Raw genomic sequence first — 20,005 nt, 5'->3', positions numbered from 1 at the left:
TTATTATGGGTACTCTAGAGCGACTATATTTCGATGTTTGTAAGTATCAAAAAGTACTTGTAAAGCAAGAGTATATGTTAACACCTGGTTAAAACCAATAGCACAATATAAATCAGCTACGTTTTCATATGCGAAGGTCTTTATCTCTCTATTTTGCGACTTTAAGAGTGTTGAAAGCAATTGTTTTGCAACCCCTTTACCGCGATGTTCCAGCGCAACAAACATGGTAGATAAAAATAAAAACTCTGTTTTATCTTGTAACCTACATGCTGCCACTATTTCATTATTATAGTAAGTAACCCATACCTTATCTTGTTTATTAGCACGCCCTCTTACGCTGTGCTTTTTGTAGAATTTATTCACAAGTGGGGTTTTTAGTTCATTTAACACTTCAACTTTATACATTTTTATATCGATATTTAGCTAAGCATTAGCGCTAAATACTGTTCAAATTTTTGTTTCAAAACCATTTGCTCTGCCACTGGGCGGCTGTGGATTGTGTTGTAAACTTGCTCTCTCGTTTTTTTATTACGCTTAATTTGATACGCCCAAAAAGACGCTTCATAATCTAACTGAATTTGATATTTTTCTTCACGTGGTAATAGGCATAAATTAAAACTCACAATACTTCCTCATTCGCTTTTAAGATTATTTGATTCCCCCTCTAAACTGGGCAAGAGGTAATCTCCTTGTTATTATACGCGTCTTATTTTATTTATTTCTGTAGTAATTGGAACTGATAATGAATAGACATTTTAGTATCTTGTTATTATTGGTAAATTTATTTTTTAGTGCCTCTTGTTTTAGTCATCAATACAACCTCACTTTTAATCGTCCGCAAAGTACACCTCAAGCTGATTATGCCCTCGAGCTATTAAAGTTAGCATACGCAGATATCGGTTTTAAAATACATATAATCGATTTTAGTCACCAAAATGCTTTGCTCGCTGCAAATAATGGCGTACTTGATGGGCAGTTAGGAAGAGATGCAAGCGTTGAAGAAAATTACGAAAACTTAATTAGAGTCGATTATGAGCTATTTAAGTTTGACTTAGTATTATATAAAAACTGTTTACCTAACAGTTTAGAACAGCTCGATAGCGTCGCAATTGTTGATGGCTACCCTGTGCAAGAACATTATTTAGCAAGCACACAGTTTGCAGGGAATATTATTAAAGTTAAAAGCATGAATACCCAACTTAATTTGCTTGCTCAGAAAAAAGTACAGGGAGCTTTGATGATTAACTTTATAATGCAAAATAATGAGCTCCCGTCACCTCAAGGCTGTTTTGTAAAAGAAGTATTGAGTACTTATCCGCTTTATCATTATTTAAATAAACGTAATGAAAACTTAGTAGAAAAGCTTAAAATGTCATTAATTAACCTAACTAACAATGGCACTGCGTACGCACTAAGAGCCAAATATGGATTAAGCTTTTAAAAGTCGAACCCTTGCTGCTGCGCCTGCGTGCTTGGCACTGCATTTTGCTGCTTTTTTTGAAGGTAGCGCTTGTAGCGCTGCTGGCACAAACTAAGCACCTTCTTTTTTTGGTCGTTCGATAAGGTATTCCACGAAAAGCGCTCATCCCGACTACGATAACACCCTTTGCAATACCCTCTGTTGTTAACTAAGCAAATACTTTTGCAAGGACTTGGAATATCAAATATTTCAATTTGTTGCATGCATAAGTACCGCCCAGTTGAAAAGGAGATATTAGTATAGCGTTATTTTTGAGCAAAAAAAAAGCAGCAATTTAATTGCTGCTTAGTTTTGTTGAGCTGGGATTATTAATACTCACAGCTATTGGTATTTATCTCTGTTTTACGGTGAAATGGCTTAGCGTACATGGCCAGCACTAACGGTTTTAACTCTTCTGGTACACAGGCTAAACGCTGTTCAAACGTCGCTGTATCTGGAGAGTCTATTACCGCCTCTTTACAGCCACCAGCAATGTAATTACCTGGGTGCAAATAAAACGAATCTACAATTTGCCTATCAATTGTTTTAGCAAGCTCTTCAGCACTATCACATTTAGATTCGATTGGCTGTCCAAATGCTAAATGCACATGCCCTTTAGCTGAACTAAAACCTTCAACAATACTGGCAATATCTTCACCCGCTGACTTAATATATTCACCATGATGCTGTTTATGATAAAGCTCTTTAGCCTTAGCAATTGCACACGGTTCATATTGATAAGAAATAGAAACAGGCACTATTTTTAACTCTTTAATATAATCGCCAAATTCTTTCTTTTGTTTACGTCCATTTAATTGCAACATTTTTAAAAGGGCAGGATCTGTTTGATCAAAACCGTCTTTTGCACGTCCTTCTTTTTGTGCAATCCAAATAGAATTTCCACCGATTAAAGAGTCATAAATATATGACGATAACTGGGTTAATGCTTTTAACATTTCTTTTGGTGCTTTAGCAGAGCGCTTAACAATGAAACTTTTATTTAAACGCATAAGCTCAGTAATGTAAGGTATTTGCAATAAATTATCGCCAATAGCAATACGCACTGTTTTCATTTTATGCTGATATAAACCCCAATTAACTAATGCAGGATCAAGCACTATGTCTCTGTGGTTTGAAATAAATAAATAGGCCTGATTAGCGTCTAACTGATCTAGCCCAGAAAAGGTAACTTTTGATGTGGTGCGCTTCACTAGTTTATCTAAGTATTGCGCCACTTCATTTTGCACATCTTCAACGGTGCTTACTTTGCCCCATTTTTTGCGTAACTGACTTCTTACCATTGGACGTGCAATAAAAGGCACTGCCGATAAAAAGCGCGGTAAATTATACTTTGCTATTACATCAATAAACGCATCATCGTTAATCAAACGTGTAAGCGACGCCGCAACTTCGTCGTCGTTGTATGGGCGTATATCTGCGTATTTATCTTCTAATTCACTCATTACTACATCTACAATGTTAAAAAACGGCACGCTAAAGCGCACCGTTTATGTCTATATCCGATTATAACTCAGCCAATCTAAAATGCGAAATAACCAAAAAAACGATTTTTTATTTTAGCAACTTGCTTTAAAGCCGAGTTTAATTACCTTCTATGACCACAGGCTTGCTTATAAGTGCAAAAAAACTGATCAGTCTAGCAAAATACCATGTTCTCAATCTGCTAGTGGGCAGACCACTACTACATAGCCCTCTAATCATTTGGTAGTAATAGCATTAACAAAGCCTTTCTTTCGTAGTACCTTAAGCCCATATTTTAGATTTTTGTTGGATCGTAAGCCTCTTTTTTACGATTTTAACTCTTTCAGATCCACTTATTTTAGGGCTCATAATGAACATTACTATTCTTGATAACGCAACGTTAGCTAAAACATCTCTTTCGTGTATAGAACAACTTGGTAAATTAACGACTTATGAACTTACCAGCCCAGAGCAAGTTATTGAGCATTGCCAAGGCGCTGATGTATTAATCACTAATAAAGCAGTTTTGAATCGCGATACGATTAGTCAGCTAACACAGCTGAAATTAATTTGCGTAAGTGCAACCGGTACTAATAATGTTGATTTAGAAGCCGCTAAAGAATTTGGTATTGCCGTAACTAATGTAGCTGGCTACTCAACCCCTTCAGTTGTTCAACATACATTTTCTTTAATTACTAACTTACTGGGTAACACCCACCGCTATCAGGCGGATTGCCAGCAAGGCGCATGGCAAAAAAGTGAAATGTTTTGCATACTCGATTACAGCTTTAACGACTTGCAAGGTAAAACATTTGCCATTATAGGCGGCGGTACGCTAGGCAAAGGCGTTGCTAAAGTGGCTGAGGCATTTGGCGCTAATGTTATTGTTGCAGAGCGTAAAGGGGTTAAATGTCGCGATGGTCGTACGCCTTTTGAAGACGTCATTAAAACAGCCGATATAATCAGCGTACACTGCCCGCTTACAGATGAAACACGTGATTTAATCGCACTTAATGAGCTTAAAATGATGAAGCCAAGCGCTATAATTATTAATACAGCACGTGGTGGTATTATTAACGAAGCCGACTTAGCAACAGCGCTTAAGCAAAACCTAATTGCTGGAGCGGGTGTTGATGTACTAACTAAAGAACCTGCTGAAGCTTCAAATCCACTTGCTAATTACACAGGCAATAACTTATTACTTACTCCACATATTGCATGGGCAAGTACTGAATCTATTGTGCGTTTAATTAATGAAGTAAGTTTAAATATTGCGGCATTTAGTAAGGGCGAATCACGCAACCGCTTGGTTTAATCATTTTATTGTAGTAATCAAATAAGCTAAAAAGTGGCTGTTTTTACTAATATATTTAATATTTTATTAGATAAAAACAGCTTAACTCACTTAACAAACTGATTCATAACAACTTATAAATATGGTCTACTCTTTGCTTTAATACAGTTAATAACCAATTAAAAATCTTATTAAGGTAAATAAAAATGAAAAAATCACTTTTAGCAGCCGCTTTAATTGCTCCATTTTTAACAGGCTGTGTTATTGCCGTGTCAGATGGCGAAGCTGAGACTCATTGGGCAGGGAAAAACTCATCAAGCTGGCAAGCACAGCATAAAAATAATCGTGAAGTTATATCGGAGCTAAAAATGGATAGCAGCTACCAGTCTGTTTTAACGCAATTAAAAACGCCTAATTTTACAGAGCTATTAAAAAAAGATGACGATGTATACCAAGTACTTTTTTATGTAACGCATAGCAAGCATTCAGATTCAAAAACAACAAAAGATGAATGTACGCCACTTGTATTTAAAAATGATAAGTTAGTGGGCATTGGTGACACCGCTTTAGGTATGATCACGCAGTAACCAATAAAAAATGTTTGATACAAAAACGCCAATATATGAATATTGGCGTTTTTGTATATTAAGTTTTTAGCGTGCGACTATTCTATCTCGCCCTGCATCTTTAGCGGCATATAAGCCTAAATCGGCCTCTTCTAATAATGCTTGCTCAGCATACACCTTACCACTTTGTGTAGTGGCAATACCTATACTTATAGTGATGTGGTCTGCATTTAATGAAGCTTTATGTTCTATATTCAAAGCATTTACAGCATTGCGTAATTTATTAGCAAACTCCATTGCCTCGTGCTTATCAATTCCTGGTAGCACAGCAGCAAATTCTTCTCCGCCATAACGAGCAATAAAGTCACTGCCACGTTCACATTGAGCTGCAAGTGCTTGCGCAACATTCTTTAAACACTCGTCGCCAGCACGGTGTCCATAGCAATCGTTATAGCGTTTAAAGTGATCTATATCCATTAGTAACACCGATAGCGGTGTGCCACTTCGTTTGCTGCGGCGCCATTCTCGAGATAAGTTTTCATCAAGGTAGCGTCTATTTGGTATCTCAGTTAAGCCATCTATCGAAGCTAGCATTTCTAGCAAATCATTTTTTTGCTTTATGAGGAGTTGGTTGCGCACTCTAACGCGAACAATAGAAGGACTAAATGGCTTGGTTATGTAGTCCATTGCACCGAGCTCTAAACCCTTTGCTTCATCATCATGGCTACGATTGGCTGATATAAATATAATAGGAATAGACTGAGTTATTGGGTTTTCTTTAAGCTCCACAAGTACTTGATAGCCGTCAATTCCAGGCATAATTACATCAAGGATTATTAAATCAACTTGCGCTGTTTTTACAAAGGTCAGTGCTTTTTCACCACTTTCAACTAAGAACACGTCGTGCTCTGCTTTAAGTGTTTTTTCAAGTACTAATCTGTTGATTGGATCATCATCCACAATAAGTACTTTAGCTCTTTTCGACATCCCTAACCCCTAGCCCTTTTATAAAAACAATTACCTGTTCTAGCTGTATGATAAGCTCTTGTAGTGTAATCTCAATAGGCTTATTAGTTGTTTTAAGCGTTCTTTCACACAATAAAGCACAATGTGATAATCGTCTAAAACCTAAATTACCTGCAACACCCTTGATACTATGCACTAAACGTACCAAATCATCCTTATTGGTTGTTTCTTCTAGTTGCGATAGCTGGGTTTCACACAAGCTAGCAAACTTATCAATCATCGTATTAAGTAGTTTTTCATCCATACTAAACTGCGTTAAAGCAAATGATTTTTCAAAAAAGCTTGGTTTAACTAAGTTTAAATCAGCAATTGCATCAATAAGTACTTTAGCAACAACCGGTTTAGTTAAATGTTTATTCATGCCGCACTTTAAAGAACGTTCTACATCAGCAGGTTCACAATGAGCCGTTAAAGCAAAAATAGGCAGTTGCTTTGCGTCAAACTGTTGACGAATCAAAGCGGTTGCTTGACAGCCATCTATTTTCGGCATTTGCACATCCATCAATATTAAGTCAGGCTTCAAAACTTGCAATAATTCCATACCAATTGATGCGCTTAAAGCCGTAACAACATTTACGTTTGCTTGGCGCAGAACACTGCTAATTATTTCTAAGTTAAGCTGATTATCATCAATTGCTAATACAAGTAGACCCGATATATCAGCTTTACTTTCAGTTGCACTGTGTACTGCGGCACTTGTATTAACTATAGGCTTTTGCTGAGAGTTCAAACTAAATAGCCTTTGCCCTAATGCCGATGCTTTAACGTGATGCGCAGCTAAGTGCTCGCTTGTCGGTAAATTAAGTGTGTGCTGATGATTAATAATAATTACCGATGTTTCTTTAGCTGATAACGAATCATTAATCGCTTCAACATTTAAAAGTGCAGGTAAGTCAGCTGCATCAATTATTATTTTTTGAGTATTAGAGAGCTTAATTGGGTATTTCAGTACCTCATCTAAATTAATATTAGCAAGTTCGTTATATGCATTTGTCACCTGCTTAAGCTCTTTACTTTGATCAGATAAAATAGCCAATGTATTAGTCGGTAACACTGTGTTTTTAGTGGTATCAACTAAAAAGCTAATACTGAAATAAAATTCGCTGCCGTGGCCTTTTTTACTCTTTAAAGCAATCTCCCCACCCATTAACGATACTGCATGTTTAACAATAGCTAAACCTAGCCCAACCCCTTGGTGTATGCGGGTTGAAGATTCATCACCTTGAGTAAAAGCATCGAATAAGCGACTTTGATCAGCTTCATCTATACCCATGCCAGTATCGATTACTTTAAAGCAAATATGCTGTTGCTCTAGGCTATCGCTTTCAATAAGTTCCATTTTTAAAGTAATGGAACCTGTTTTTGTAAACTTAACGGCATTAGTTAATAAGTTACCTAATATTTGCTGCAAACGTATACTGTCGCATATCAAATCAGGTGCTATTAGCGGGTCAATATCAATAACAAATTCAATACCTTTTCCTTCGCACAATGGAGCCGTTAAGCTTTCACAAATATCCACCAGCTCAACCATGCTAAAAGACGCTTGTTTTAAATCGGTTTGCGAACCTTCAATACGTGCAAAATCAAGCATTCTATTAAGCATTAATAACAAGCTTTGTGCTGCATGCTTAGCTTGATCTGTTTGTTGTAATTGCTTTTGCGTTAAGCCTTGCTCAATTAACATATCAAGCAACCCTAAAACAGCGTTCAAAGGGGTACGTATTTCATGGCTTAAATTGGCTATAAAGCGGCTTTTAGCTAGGGTTGCTCGTTCGGCATCTAGTTTTGATTTAGTTAATGCACTCACATCCTGAATGTGTATAACATAATAAGCTGGATCGCGGTTTTCATCCCAGACAAGCGATACACTTAGTTGCAACCAGCTTGTTAAGCCCCCTTGAGCAAGCGTTAAATGGTATACGCGTTTTTTGTCATCTAGCAATTGCGCTAAAGTGCTTTTTATTTGCTTCCATTGGGAGTCATCAAATAATGCTTTCAACTGCTCCCCAACGAGTACTGGCTGATCAGAAAACTGCTTTCTTGCTGCTTTATTTACTTGCAATATGGTGTGTTCAAGCGAGAGTAAAACCACGCAGTTAGCCGCAAATTCAATTGCACTTCTAAATTTAGATTCAGATGATTTTAAGGCCAATAATGTTTGTTGCTGCTCGGTAATATCGCGACCAATGCCCATGGTTCCTAACAGGTGTTGGTGCTCGTTATAAAAAGGTGCAATAGTAAGTTGATACGATTTTGTATCGGTTTCTATTCGCTGTTCAACACTATTTCTGTTTTGTAATACTTGTTTTTCAAGCGCATTTATTTGCTGATCATTGTCACCTAAATCATCTACATATTTACCAACTAATGCAGTTTGATCTTTACCGATATATGCCTCAAATGCTTTATTGCATCCTAAGAATGAACCATCAATATTTTTAAAGTAAATAAGGTCTGGCACACTGTTTAGCATAGTGTTGAGTAAAGCTAAGTGGCGCTCTTTCGCTTCGTAACTGCGGCTTAGTTTTTCTGATTGCAGCTGAACTTGGTCGTCCAGAGCTTTATTTGCACTTTGTAATGAATCAACTAACTGTTTGTTTTTAGTAAATACACGCTTCACTTTAGAAAACCAAGGTTGCCAGCTCAGTGGTACTTTGTAATTTAGCTGCTCTTCTTGTTGTGTCCCGTTACTCTCAAGGTATGACATTAAGTGAGTCATCGGCTTTATAAAAATGCGCTGACTTAACCAAAAAAACACGCCAAACATAATACTTAAAATTAGCGTTAAAAAAGTAAACTCTAGTAATATCTCATACTTAATTGAGTTTATTAATTGGGGTTTGTGCTCGTAAAATGCTGCGTGAATAGGTAACTCACCCATAGGCTGCATAAAGTAATTACTATCACTAGTTAATACTGTTTTTTGACTCTGATGATCGGCCAAGTCTGGCCAATAATTTTTTAACGCAGTCGCTTGCTCTATTATCTGTTTAGAGCTGGCGATAATTTGATGCGATTGGTTCATAAAAACGTATTCACCACTGTTCGGTGACACCTTTTTTAACCATCCAGAAATTGCTTGAACATCATAAATTAAAATAATGTAATCGGCTGAGCCTGTGCTTCGTTGTCGACCAATAGCAAAATACGAATTGTCATTCACTTTAACAATAGGACTTGAAGTAAGTTTGTTTTGCGCAAATTTTGGCTTAAATTTTCCATTTAAAATTTCAGTAAGCATAAAACTTTGGCTTTTGTTGTGCCTGCTTACATAAGCAAAACCATTATCATCAACATACGCTACAGCAGATAACGACTGCATTAATGCAAGCGTTGTATTAAACGAAGGCCCTAATGTAATAGCCTGCTGCCACTGCATTAATGCCTTAGCAGATAACGCAAACTCACCTTTACCTACAATTTCCGTACTTTGATCAATAAAATGACGATAATAGTAACCATCATATTGATTTATACCTTCGAGCAAATCTTGGTTTATTTTGGGATAAGTCGCTTGCTCGTATAAGTTAAACATGGTGGTAAGTAGATTACTCACCGAGTCCATCCCGTGGGTAACTTGCGCTGAAACATTTGTAAAGTCAGCTTGGCGTTTTTCAACCGTCCGCTCAAGCTTTATATTATATAAGTGCAAGCACAGTAAAAAAGCGACAATCAATGGCACTAACAGCGCAATAAATAATGAACGATAATAATGCTTCAGAGGTAAAAAATTCAATGTACTGCCTGCCATTTGGCTCGAAAATCAATCGATAGACTATCGAGCCAATTTGTTAAGCGCAAGTTATAAATTTTCTTCTGCAAACGACGCTAAGCGACTACGCACAACACCGTTGAGGTTTATTGTTGCGCTGCCTTCAAAGTTTTTAAAGCGCTCTACTATGTACGTCAAGCCTGATGTTACTGGCGTTAAATAGTTACTATCTATTTGCGCCAAGTTACCTGTACAAATTAATTTAGTACCTTCGCCGCAGCGAGTAATAATCGTTTTAAGCTGAGATGCCGTTAAATTTTGGCTCTCATCTAAAATTACCACTGCATTTTGAATGCTACGCCCGCGCATAAAGTTAACCGATTTAAACTGTACATTAGCCTTCTCCATTATGTAATTTCGACTCGATATTGGATTTTCGTCGCCTTTGTGCAATACCTCCAGCGTATCAGTGATAGCTGCAAGCCATGGCGCCATTTTTTCCTCCTCGGTGCCTGGTAAAAAGCCTATAGACTCTGCTATTTCTGGCGTATTACGGGTAACTATTACTTTATCGTAAATACCTTTTTCGATGACCATTTCAAGGGCGCTGGCAAGTGCTAACAAGGTTTTACCACACCCTGCAGGTCCTGTTAAAATAACAAGCTCAATACTTGTATCCAATAGTGCATCTAATGCCATCCCTTGATAAATATTTTTGGGCTTAACGCCCCATGCTTGTTGATGCATTAAACACTCAACACCAATATCTTTGAACGTTATGTGCTCGTCATCGTACGATTTAACACGCGCCGCAAACTGCTCCCCTCCATCAAGTAAATATTCATTACAAAATACATCAGGTATTAAGTTTTTAGGCACATGATGAAACGTATCTCGTCCGTGTTGCTGCGTATTACACTCCCCTACATGATCCCAAAAATCACCTTCAATTTTTTTATAACCACTAGTGAGTAGGCTTATATCGTCAATAAGTTGATCGGTACGGTAATCCTCAACATATTTAAGCCCGGCGCCTTTAGCTTTTAAACGCATGTTTATGTCTTTTGTAACAAGTATTACTTTTGAATCACTGTGCTGCTTTTGTAAGTACACGGCGCAATTGATAATACGATGGTCATTTTCGTTACCTGGCAAACCAGAGATGGAGTCGGCAAATAAATGGTCGTTTACAATAATGAGGGTACCTGCAGAGCTCGCTTTTGCCTTTTTGTTACTCGGCAGCGCCACGCCTTGTAGCATTTGTTCGGGCGTTGCATTTTTAAGTACTTCATCTAATCCACGAATAGCGACGCGCGCATCACGGCTTACGTCGTGTTTTCTGTCTTTTATATGGTCAAGTTCTTCAAGCACCGTCATCGGAATTACAACGTCATGCTCTTGAAAAGACAAATAAGCGAGTGGTTCGTGAAGTAGTACGTTGGTATCTAGCACATACATTTTACTTTCAAGGTTCGAAGCTTTTTCCATAGCACTTTCCTTACGTTTTATGATTTTTATGCTATACCAAAATAACTAAGTAAAACGGGCAAAACTTAAACCTGCAATACTTAATTGCTAAGGCATAATGTAAGTTTAGTCTATTTGTCATAAAAGTCCGTTTTATTACAAACTGTAATTAGTTTTGATTTACCTAAAAAAGAGTCATAAACAAGCTGTTTTAATAGTAATAATTAACACTTACAAAATTAATTAAAAGTGAGCCAAATAGCGCCTTGCAGTGGTGTTAGCTTACAGGTAACATAGCCGCCTTTTTCATCATAGACGAGACATACATGAATTTTTCCTTAGGTCAGCGTTGGATCAGTGATACAGAGTCAGATTTAGGATTAGGCACCGTTGTTGCCATTGAAGGCCGTCAGGTCAGCATATTATTTCCTGCCAGTGGTGAAAACCGTGTTTATTCTAGTGCAGAAGCACCTGTTACCCGTGTGGCATTTAATCCTGGCGATGTGATCAAAAGCGTTGAAGAATGGGAATTAGAAGTAGAGTCTATTGAAGTACAAGGCGAGTTACTTTGTTATCACGGCACCCGTGTTGATAATGGCGAAACAGCCAAGTTAAAAGAGACCTTTTTAGATCATTTTATTAAGTTTAATAAACCACAAGATCGTTTATTTGCAGGCCAAGTAGATCGTTTTGATCGTTACACACTTCGCTACCAAACGTGGTTACATAAATTTGAACGTGAGCAATCGCCTATTAAAGGCTTAATTGGTCAGCGTGCTAATCTTATTCCGCACCAGCTTTATATTGCCCAAGAAGTGGGTAAACGTTTTGCCCCACGCGTACTTTTATCAGATGAAGTAGGCCTTGGTAAAACAATTGAAGCGGGCATGATACTACATCAACAAATTATTAGTGGCCGTGCAAGCCGCGTACTTATTGTGGTGCCTGAAAACTTACAGCACCAATGGTTAGTAGAAATGCTACGCCGCTTTAACTTACGTTTTTCTATTTTTGATGAAGAGCGCTGCGACGAAGCGTTTGCAGATTCTCCAAACGTATTTGATACAGAGCAACTAGTACTTACCAGCCTTGAGTTTTTAACCAAGAAAAAACGTTGGTTTGAACAAGCAACGCTTGCTGATTGGGACCTTTTAGTAATAGATGAAGCCCATCACCTAAGTATCAATAACGGCAAGCCAAGCTCTGAGTACCAACGTATGGCAGAGCTTAGCCAAGATATTCCGGGCCTTATTTTACTTACCGCAACGCCTGATCAACTTGGTCACAGCAGTCACTTTGCGCGTTTACAATTACTCGATCCGGATCGTTTTTACGACTACGACGTGTTTAAAGAAGAAGAAGCAAATTATAAAGACGTAGCGCAAGCTGCAAATCAATTACTGCAAGAGCAAGCTCTGGACGACGCAGCCAAAGCCACGCTAATTGAGCTATTAAAAGAAACCGACATTACTGATATTCTTGAAAAAGCACAGCAAGGTGATTTACCAGCGCGTAAAGAAATACTTAACATGCTACTCGATCGCCACGGCACAGGTCGTATATTATTCAGAAATAGCCGCAGCGGCATTGACGGCTACCCAAGCCGTAAATTACACGCCTACCCAATGGCATTACCAAAGCAGTATAAAACGGCTATGTCGGTTCTTGGTAACATGGGCGGCATTCAAAACCCTGAACTAAGTGCACACCGTGCTCTGTTTCCTGAAAAAATATTTCAAGAATTTGAAGGCGAAAGCGCAAGCTGGGGTTTATTCGATCCACGCGTAGATTGGTTAATCGACACCCTTAAAACACTTAAGCGCGAAAAAGTACTGCTTATATGTGCCAAAGCTGAAACAGCTATCAGCCTTGAGCAAATACTGCGTGAACGTGAAGCAATTAAAGCGTCGGTATTTCACGAAGGCATGTCGATTATTGAGCGTGACCGCGCTGCTGCATTTTTTGCAGACGAGTACGATAATGCACAAATATTACTGTGTTCAGAAATTGGCTCAGAAGGTCGTAATTTCCAGTTCTCGCATCACTTAGTGTTGTTTGATTTACCACTGAACCCAGATTTACTAGAGCAACGTATTGGTCGACTAGACCGTATAGGCCAAACACAAGATGTGAACATTCATGTACCATATTTTGAAAACACCGCTCAAGAAGTACTGCTACGTTGGTATAACGAAGGTCTAGATGCATTCGAATCTACATCAACAACGGGGCAAATGCTTTATAAAGAGTTCCGTGATGACTTACTTGAATATATTTCTGCGCATAACTGCGATGAAGACGAACTCGATCCATTACTTGAGCAAGTAGCACAACAAAATGCGGTACTGCGTAAAAAAATGGAAAGCGGACGAGATCGTTTACTAGAGCTACATTCATCGGGTCAAGGTGCTGCCGACTCGCTTGTGACTGATATCGAAAAACTCGATAACCAGTTTGAATTGCCAAGCTACATGATCAACGTGTTTGACACATTTGGCGTAAGCCAAGAAGATAAAGGCGAAAACACCATCATCTTAAAGCCAACGGAACATATGTTAAATGCATCGTTCCCATCGCTTAAAGAAGACGGTATGACGGTTACCTTTGATCGCGACACTGCACTTTCGCAAGAAGATGTACACTTTATCAGCTGGGATCACCCTATGGTGCAAGGCACCATGGATATGATTTGTGACGACGACTTTGGTAGCGCATCAGTAGCATTACTTAAAAACAAAAAGTTACCGCCTGGTACCTTTTTTGTTGAGCTTATTTTTGTTGCAGAAGCAATGGCACCAAAAGTATTACAAGTTGGTCGCTTTTTACCGCCTACACCAATTCGTATATTGCTCGATAAAGCAGGTAATAACCTAGGTGAAAACGTGGCATTTGAAGGCTTTAATCAGCAGTTATCAGCCGTAGGCCGCCAAACAGCAAGTAAGCTTGCAGGTGCACTACAAAGCGCTGTTCACCCAATGATCACTACCGCTAAAGATATGGCACAAGAAAAACTTGAAGTTATTCGCGCAGCGTCACTTGCTAAAATGCAAACATCACTCAGTGAAGAGCAAGAGCGACTTGTTGCCCTGAAGCAAATTAATCCGAATATTCGCCAAGAAGAAATTACCTTCTACGATAAGCAACGTAACGACCTAACTACGTATATTGAAAAAACGCAGTTACAACTTGATGCAATTCGCTTAATAGTGGTTTCACACTAAATATTTAGTTTTTAGTCTTTTGAGCCGACTCCAGAGTAAATTTAGAGTCGGCTATTAAGCTTAATTGATATAAATAGCTGTACCTTTTTAAACTTCATTTAAAAACCACGTGTTCTTATTTTACTATGAGCCACTTCTACCCTCTCTAGCTATATATTAAGCCCTTTGTTGAACTGTTGATTTTGCCCAACATAACCATATCTAAAAACTCAAGCTGCACTCTATACAACTATTCTGTGAGATAGTTGATAGGTTTATTTTCCCTTGCATAAAGTTGTTTTTTTGTTAACCTACTCGCCTTCCATTTTAGTCTTTTTGAGGTGTTTATGGCGTTTCTATCTCGTTCGATATTGGCGTTATCCATGGCGCTCTCAAGCACTAGTGTCTTTGCTCAAGCCCAATGCGATGTTGAATTACGTCATGGTTTAATTATTACTGACGATGCAATTCGCATATTAGATAAAGGCCAAACTCGTGTCCAAATTAATAACAATAACCAACTGTTTATTCGCGGTTATTGGGTTGATTTAAGCGATGACGAAAGCAAAGTACTCGAACAGTTTAGTAATGGTATTCGCCACACAGTCCCCGAATTAGTAAACCTTGCTACCGATGGTGTTAACTTAGGTTTAAGCGCTATTGAACACGTAGTTGAAGGTATGTCAGACAAAGAACCTGAAGTACTTAAAACACAATTGCAGTATGTAGAGCGCGCGCTAATGGATAAGTTTAAGCGCGGAGATGACTTCTTTTTTATAGCCCCTCAATCACTTTCGCAAATAGATGATTTTTTCACTAAAGAGATCAGCCAGCAAATTCACTCTGCTGTTCATGGATCGTTAGGTGCTATTTTGGTATCACTTGGAGATGCGTTTAAATCGCGTGAAGGTAATATAGAAGATCGCATTAACGACATGGGGCAACGCATGGATATTATCTCAAGAGAAATTGATAAGTCGCTACAAAAAAAGGCGCATCAATTAGAGCTTAAGGCTTCTGAGTATTGCGAATGTTTAAATGCACTCGATGTAACCGAGTCTCGCTTACAGGCAATAGTACCTGGTATGGCCGATTACGATTTAGTGCAAATAAAATCTTAGAGTACGTATTCGTTTTTAGAATAAAATAACACCGAGTATAAATATACTCGGTGTTTTGCTTTATGATTGATTGAATGATTGATTAAAACTAAGCGCTTCTACTTTTTATTCTAAATTGGTGAGCCCGGTGGGATTGGCAGCACTTTAAAGTTGTTTGGCCATTGCCCTTTAATTAAAAACTGATTTACTTGCTCAGCTAAATATTGCTTAAACGCACTCTCGCCAGTACTTGTATGGCTCAGCATTGAGTTTTGGTTAAAGTCTTCACTTAACTTAACTAAGTAGTAACGTAGCTGCGCCTGTACTTCAGGGCTTGCACTATCGCTTGCTACTAAATCAGCCATGGCTTTTGCAGTTAAAAATTGCACGCGCTGAGTGATTTTACCTGTCATCGTATTAGGTGATGACGCGTTAAACACTTGGCCATATAGCTCCTCAAGTAACTCATCTAAACTATAAAAGTCATTACTACGTGCTTGCTGCTGCGCTAGGCGGTTTAAACGCTGTGCGTTTAATAAAAGCGACAAGCTGTGCTGCACTGCAACCTCGGGTAATGCCATTGCATCGAGCGTTAACCCTGTGCGCCCTACTATGCTCTCGCGCGACTTAGACTCGCCATACGCTTTTGGCGGAATTAGTGATAGTACCGATTCAGGAAGTAATAAGTTACTTGGCTTAAGCGTTGCAAAAATAGCGTTTACCGCTTCTTGCTGTGTTTTTTTATTAACGACTTGTGCGCCTTTTACGGGTGAATCACCACGTGTTTCGTATTCGTAATCAACACCGGCTATAAGTTTCACTGCAGCCTCAACCTGAAAACGGTGAAACAGATAAAGCGGAACTAGTTTTTCCTCTAATTGCGATAATGAGTCGCCCGTTTTAATATTATTAATACCAAACTGCGAAAGCGCTTTTTTACGTACGTCGAGTACTCGTAAAAGCTCCTGAGAAGGATTAGTGCCGTTATCCCATAGATGAGCTGTTGGATGTGCGCCACCTTTAGCACGAGCATCACTATCTGATATAAACTCAAGGCCTTTAGTTTTGTTCTCCTTTAAAATAGCAGCAAGTTCTGCGCTTTCATCTTGGTTAGTGAAATCGCTATAGCCATATTTAATTACTTGGGTATCCCACACGCCCATGCCTGTTGCATAGCCGCGCGTTACATCAAGCTTACCTTGTTCATTAAAACTAAGTAGCGGATGTGGGTAATCCATTACAGAAGCTCTATCACCTACCGATGCCGCAAAGTTATGAGCAATACCTAACGTGTGACCAATTTCATGCGCGCTTAATTGGCGAATCCGATCAAGCGCCATTGCTTGCAAGTTTTTAGCAACTTCATTGCCTTTTAAATAAGGAGCAGCGAGTGCTTCAGCTATTAAAATATCTTGGCGAACACGCAATGAGCCAAGTGTTACATGCCCTTTAAGTATTTCACCTGTACGCGGGTCAATTACAGAACTACCGTATGACCAACCACGCGTTGCACGGTGTACCCATTGAATGACGTTGTAACGAATATCCATAGGGTCGGCGCTACTTGGCAGCACTTTTACTATAAATGCATTTTTATATCCTGCAGCAGTAAATGCGTCGTTCCACCATTTCCCACCTTCAAGCAAAGCGCTTTTAACGGGCTCTGGTACGCCAGGATCAAGGTAATAAACAATTGGTTTAACAGGTTCACTAATAGGTAAACTTGAGTCTTTTTTAGTTAAACGATGGCGCGGTATATAACGCACGTACATAGAGTCACCAAGCGGCGCTGCGTAATCTTTATGTTCTATACTCCAAAAACCTGATTGCGGATTAAACTTACGAGGTGTGTAGTTATCATCTGGTAATTGAATAAGTGAATGATGCATATGAACAGTAAGCGCATAAGGGTCGACACTTACTTGGCGAACAAATTCACCTGGTTTTGTGCCCTTAAATGTAAGTACGGCTTCAAGCTCGGTGTTTTTTACAAATGCTTTTGAGCGATTCATATAAACGGCGCTACGTGATTCATCAAGGCTAAAGTTCCCTTGCTTACGTGCAGCAAGCTTGCGACTTACGCCATGTACATCACTTAATAAATAAGGCGTATAATCAATAAGTGCTGTGGCTTTATCCTCTGCAACCACTTTAAAACCAGCAAGTATACTTGATGCAAACGCTTCTTTAATACTTTGCTGTTCGGCCTTGTTACTTGTGTTAGCACGATAGTAAGTATTTACAGCCCGCAGCATTACTTTGTCGCCAAAACGCTCAAACTGCACAAGGTGAGTATTACCAAGCTGACCTCTATCAAGGCCTATATCGTTAGAGCCGATACCGTAAGGCAAGCTTTGCTGCAGTAAAAATTGTTGTTCAAACTTATCAACTTTTAAATATACTTTTCCGTTTTGGGTATCGTAAAAAAACGAATAATAGCCCGGAAAATGATTCATTTGCGTAGTAAATTCATCAATTGACTTAATTGCTGCGTGCGCTTGAGTTATGATAGAGCACAGCACAGTAAAGAATATGTAACTTAGTAGTGGTATTTTTTTCATAATCTTATCTTTGTTATTTGTGTTTTAAGTACGATTAGGTGGTCCCATTATAGGGTGCTATTTAAACAATACAGTTATTTAAGACGAATTTCAGCGCTCTAAGCTAATCTCTCTCACATTATGATTGGTTTTAACACGTTATCAGGAAAATAGAATGCGTAGACTCCCTCCAGTATTACTTGAAGATGGTTGTTCAAGAGAACTTTTATCATTAATTCGAACAATTTTAGCAGCATGTAAAGAAATTTCGTTTCGCGTTGGTCAAGGCGCGCTTTCTGGCGTATTAGGCTCAACCCTTGATGAAAACATTCAAGGTGAAACTCAAAAAAAGCTCGATGTATTATCTAATCAGTTGTTAAAAGATATTTTACTGGAATCAGGTACGGTTAAAGCAATCGCCTCTGAAGAAGAAGACTACACAGTAGCAGGTAACCCAGACGCTAAATTTATAGTAGCATTTGACCCACTCGATGGCTCGTCAAATACGGACATTAACTCACTTGTGGGTACTATATTTTCTATTATGGAAGCGCCTGAAGGTTCTGACGCTGCTGATCAAAGCATATTTATGCAGCCCGGCCATAAGCAAGTTGCTGCAGGTTACGTACTTTACGGGCCATCAACAATGCTTGCGCTGACTACAGGTAAAGGCACGCGCATGTTTACTCTTGATAAAACACAAGGCAGCTTTTTACTTACACAAGATTTTGCCGAAATCCCTGCTGATACAAACGAATTTGCCATTAATACGTCTAACCAACGCCATTGGCAGCCAGCTATGCAAAACTATATCAATGATTTGCTAGCAGGCGATACAGGCCCGCGCGCTAAAAACTTTAATATGCGCTGGATTGCAGCAATGGTGGGCGATGTACATCGCGTGCTTAGCCGTGGCGGTTTATTTACTTACCCTACCGACACCAAAGATCCTAAAAAGCCAAATAAATTACGCCTACTTTATGAAGCAAACCCAATGGCTATGTTAGTAGAGCAAGCTGGCGGTATCGCATCAACCGGTACCGAGCGTATTATGGATATTCAGCCTGATGCAATCCACCAGCGAGTAGCCGTTATTTTAGGTTCTAAAAACGAAGTAGAAACGTGCTTGGGATATCATAAATAATCGCTTAAAACGGTTGTCCTCAATTTAAAAAACCGCATTCAATTGAAGTGCGGTTTTTTTTAGGTGAGGTTTTACACCTCGCTTTTTAAACAAATCAAACTTTTACTAACGCAACTATTTGAGCAAGCTTTTGATGATTAAGCTCTCCCATTTGCTCGCTATTACTGAGCGCATAAATAAAACCTTCATGCTCAGTACAATCAATGTCATCTCGCGATTCAATTACGTTTGCCCAAAGCTCCAAATCATCTAAGTCTATTTCGTTACTTAAACAGCGTTTAAGCACATCAATTAAAACCTCGGTTGAGAGAGTATAGTGAGCTTTATTGCTATCAGCAGGGCTTGAAACGATAACCGATATAGCTTCGTCCCTTTGCTCTCCAAATGTAATAAATTCAGCTAATGCTTTTTGTGTATTCATAATATTTGTTATTCTTGGCTCACTGTTACTAAAAAGAATTATAATGACTCAACTTAACTGTACTCAATGCCACAGTACTCTAACGTGTAATGTAGACGATATATCAGCGTGTTGGTGCAATGAGCTGCCGGCTATTTTACCGCTTGATATCACAGCAACAAGTTGTTTATGCCGCAAGTGCACGCTTAATAAAATAAATACTTTTTTAGAGGGTGTTTATACACAACCTATTAAAACCCAAATAGACTTTGCAAAGCAATATAGAGGTAACGACAATTTAATTGAAGGGCTCGACTACACCATGCAAAGTGGTTACATGGTATTTAGTAAGTGGTTCTTTTTAAAGCGTGGTTCGTGCTGCAAAAATGGTTGTAAAAACTGCCCTTATGGTTTTAAAAAGTAAAAGCTATTTAATACAACTACGAGCAAACATTGATTTTTATCTTCTCATTTTCTTCTCTTTCACTTCTCCTTGTGAGTAATATTTTTAAATGCAATTATTCACAAAGAGGTTTAGAGGCGCTGCGCTTTTAGAGTAAGTGATTGTATAAAAATAGTATTCAAATACGAGTAAGCACTGGTTTTTACCTT

At 38.7% G+C, this 20,005-nt stretch carries 16 protein-coding genes; 7 read left to right on the top strand and 9 right to left on the bottom strand.

Going from position 1 to position 20,005, the window contains the following annotated elements:
• Window positions 1-3: 3 nt before the first annotated feature.
• Complete coding sequence (locus tag H5118_RS05225; RefSeq protein ID WP_182748018.1) at window positions 4-405, bottom strand: GNAT family N-acetyltransferase; 402 nt, start codon at window positions 403-405, stop codon at window positions 4-6.
• Between the two features lie 14 nt (window positions 406-419).
• On the bottom strand, window positions 420-623 hold the full coding sequence (locus tag H5118_RS05220; RefSeq protein WP_024596204.1) for a DUF3283 family protein: 204 nt from the start codon (window positions 621-623) through the stop codon (window positions 420-422).
• Window positions 624-742: 119 nt separating this feature from the next.
• Here H5118_RS05220 and H5118_RS05215 point away from each other — a divergent pair, with 119 nt between their 5' ends.
• Complete coding sequence (locus tag H5118_RS05215) at window positions 743-1,441, top strand: ABC transporter substrate-binding protein (RefSeq protein WP_182737075.1); 699 nt, start codon at window positions 743-745, stop codon at window positions 1,439-1,441.
• On the opposite strand, the gene H5118_RS05210 is transcribed toward H5118_RS05215, so the two are convergent.
• Together H5118_RS05210 and H5118_RS05205 are read right to left on the bottom strand one after the other, a co-directional pair.
• Complete coding sequence (locus H5118_RS05210) at window positions 1,438-1,683, bottom strand: DUF1289 domain-containing protein (RefSeq protein WP_008170756.1); 246 nt, start codon at window positions 1,681-1,683, stop codon at window positions 1,438-1,440. The two genes, H5118_RS05215 and H5118_RS05210, sit on opposite strands and share 4 nt — an antisense overlap.
• Window positions 1,684-1,788: 105 nt before the next feature.
• Window positions 1,789-2,922: a 1-acyl-sn-glycerol-3-phosphate acyltransferase gene (locus tag H5118_RS05205; protein ID WP_154903727.1), complete on the bottom strand. Its 1,134-nt coding sequence runs from the start codon at window positions 2,920-2,922 to the stop codon at window positions 1,789-1,791.
• Between the two features lie 389 nt (window positions 2,923-3,311).
• On the opposite strand from H5118_RS05205, the gene H5118_RS05200 reads away from it, so the two are divergent.
• Together H5118_RS05200 and H5118_RS05195 are read left to right on the top strand one after the other, a co-directional pair.
• A complete protein-coding gene (locus H5118_RS05200) occupies window positions 3,312-4,256 on the top strand; it encodes a D-2-hydroxyacid dehydrogenase (RefSeq protein WP_182748016.1) in 945 nt (314 codons plus the stop codon).
• Window positions 4,257-4,441: 185 nt separating this feature from the next.
• Window positions 4,442-4,822: a DUF3192 domain-containing protein gene (locus H5118_RS05195; protein ID WP_024596200.1), complete on the top strand. Its 381-nt coding sequence runs from the start codon at window positions 4,442-4,444 to the stop codon at window positions 4,820-4,822.
• 66 nt (window positions 4,823-4,888) lie between these two features.
• On the opposite strand, the gene H5118_RS05190 is transcribed toward H5118_RS05195, so the two are convergent.
• Genes H5118_RS05190 through H5118_RS05180 form a run of 3 tightly spaced genes read right to left on the bottom strand, consistent with a single transcriptional unit; the run spans window position 4,889 to window position 11,030 of the window.
• Window positions 4,889-5,788: a diguanylate cyclase gene (locus tag H5118_RS05190; protein ID WP_024605076.1), complete on the bottom strand. Its 900-nt coding sequence runs from the start codon at window positions 5,786-5,788 to the stop codon at window positions 4,889-4,891.
• Window positions 5,772-9,581: a PAS domain-containing hybrid sensor histidine kinase/response regulator gene (locus H5118_RS05185; RefSeq protein WP_182748014.1), complete on the bottom strand. Its 3,810-nt coding sequence runs from the start codon at window positions 9,579-9,581 to the stop codon at window positions 5,772-5,774. The genes H5118_RS05190 and H5118_RS05185 overlap by 17 nt, the downstream gene beginning before the upstream one ends.
• 51 nt (window positions 9,582-9,632) lie before the next feature.
• Window positions 9,633-11,030 carry a PhoH family protein gene (locus tag H5118_RS05180; RefSeq protein WP_182720734.1) on the bottom strand — a complete coding sequence of 466 codons (1,398 nt, stop codon included), beginning with the start codon at window positions 11,028-11,030 and terminating at the stop codon, window positions 9,633-9,635.
• Window positions 11,031-11,335: 305 nt separating this feature from the next.
• On the opposite strand from H5118_RS05180, the gene rapA reads away from it, so the two are divergent.
• Both rapA and H5118_RS05170 read left to right on the top strand, forming a co-directional pair.
• Window positions 11,336-14,230, top strand: a complete 2,895-nt coding sequence (gene rapA, locus H5118_RS05175; protein WP_024595181.1) for an RNA polymerase-associated protein RapA — start codon at window positions 11,336-11,338, stop codon at window positions 14,228-14,230.
• A gap of 326 nt (window positions 14,231-14,556) precedes the next feature.
• Window positions 14,557-15,330, top strand: coding sequence for a YggN family protein (locus tag H5118_RS05170; protein WP_024595182.1), 774 nt, complete (start codon window positions 14,557-14,559; stop codon window positions 15,328-15,330).
• Window positions 15,331-15,440: 110 nt separating this feature from the next.
• Here H5118_RS05170 and H5118_RS05165 read toward each other — a convergent pair whose 3' ends face one another.
• Entirely contained in the window at window positions 15,441-17,870 is a 2,430-nt protein-coding gene (locus tag H5118_RS05165; protein WP_024595183.1) for a zinc-dependent metalloprotease, read from the bottom strand.
• Window positions 17,871-18,024: 154 nt separating this feature from the next.
• Here H5118_RS05165 and H5118_RS05160 point away from each other — a divergent pair, with 154 nt between their 5' ends.
• Entirely contained in the window at window positions 18,025-18,993 is a 969-nt protein-coding gene (locus tag H5118_RS05160; RefSeq protein WP_033038639.1) for a class 1 fructose-bisphosphatase, read from the top strand.
• Between the two features lie 94 nt (window positions 18,994-19,087).
• On the opposite strand, the gene H5118_RS05155 is transcribed toward H5118_RS05160, so the two are convergent.
• Window positions 19,088-19,414 carry a hypothetical protein gene (locus H5118_RS05155; RefSeq protein WP_024596017.1) on the bottom strand — a complete coding sequence of 109 codons (327 nt, stop codon included), beginning with the start codon at window positions 19,412-19,414 and terminating at the stop codon, window positions 19,088-19,090.
• A gap of 43 nt (window positions 19,415-19,457) precedes the next feature.
• On the opposite strand from H5118_RS05155, the gene H5118_RS05150 reads away from it, so the two are divergent.
• Window positions 19,458-19,817, top strand: coding sequence for a DUF5522 domain-containing protein (locus H5118_RS05150; protein WP_024596018.1), 360 nt, complete (start codon window positions 19,458-19,460; stop codon window positions 19,815-19,817).
• Window positions 19,818-20,005 lie beyond the last annotated feature (188 nt).

The sequence above is a fragment of the Pseudoalteromonas sp. SR41-1 genome (assembly GCF_014164015.1).
GTDB lineage: Bacteria > Pseudomonadota > Gammaproteobacteria > Enterobacterales > Alteromonadaceae > Pseudoalteromonas > Pseudoalteromonas distincta.
The sequence above is the reverse complement of the archived record's forward strand: the minus strand, read 5'-3'. Positions and strand labels throughout refer to the sequence as shown.

Coding starts and splice junctions, on each gene's coding strand:
- rapA (WP_024595181.1), top strand. CDS start 11,336: ATGAATTTTTCCTTAGGTCAGCGTTGGATCAGTGATACAGAGTCAGAT.
- H5118_RS05170 (WP_024595182.1), top strand. CDS start 14,557: ATGGCGTTTCTATCTCGTTCGATATTGGCGTTATCCATGGCGCTCTCA.
- H5118_RS05180 (WP_182720734.1), bottom strand. CDS start 11,030: ATGGAAAAAGCTTCGAACCTTGAAAGTAAAATGTATGTGCTAGATACC.
- H5118_RS05205 (WP_154903727.1), bottom strand. CDS start 2,922: ATGAGTGAATTAGAAGATAAATACGCAGATATACGCCCATACAACGAC.
- H5118_RS05210 (WP_008170756.1), bottom strand. CDS start 1,683: ATGCAACAAATTGAAATATTTGATATTCCAAGTCCTTGCAAAAGTATT.
- H5118_RS05150 (WP_024596018.1), top strand. CDS start 19,458: ATGACTCAACTTAACTGTACTCAATGCCACAGTACTCTAACGTGTAAT.
- H5118_RS05185 (WP_182748014.1), bottom strand. CDS start 9,581: ATGGCAGGCAGTACATTGAATTTTTTACCTCTGAAGCATTATTATCGT.
- H5118_RS05225 (WP_182748018.1), bottom strand. CDS start 405: ATGTATAAAGTTGAAGTGTTAAATGAACTAAAAACCCCACTTGTGAAT.
- H5118_RS05215 (WP_182737075.1), top strand. CDS start 743: ATGAATAGACATTTTAGTATCTTGTTATTATTGGTAAATTTATTTTTT.
- H5118_RS05195 (WP_024596200.1), top strand. CDS start 4,442: ATGAAAAAATCACTTTTAGCAGCCGCTTTAATTGCTCCATTTTTAACA.
- H5118_RS05165 (WP_024595183.1), bottom strand. CDS start 17,870: ATGAAAAAAATACCACTACTAAGTTACATATTCTTTACTGTGCTGTGC.
- H5118_RS05190 (WP_024605076.1), bottom strand. CDS start 5,788: ATGTCGAAAAGAGCTAAAGTACTTATTGTGGATGATGATCCAATCAAC.
- H5118_RS05200 (WP_182748016.1), top strand. CDS start 3,312: ATGAACATTACTATTCTTGATAACGCAACGTTAGCTAAAACATCTCTT.
- H5118_RS05155 (WP_024596017.1), bottom strand. CDS start 19,414: ATGAATACACAAAAAGCATTAGCTGAATTTATTACATTTGGAGAGCAA.
- H5118_RS05160 (WP_033038639.1), top strand. CDS start 18,025: ATGCGTAGACTCCCTCCAGTATTACTTGAAGATGGTTGTTCAAGAGAA.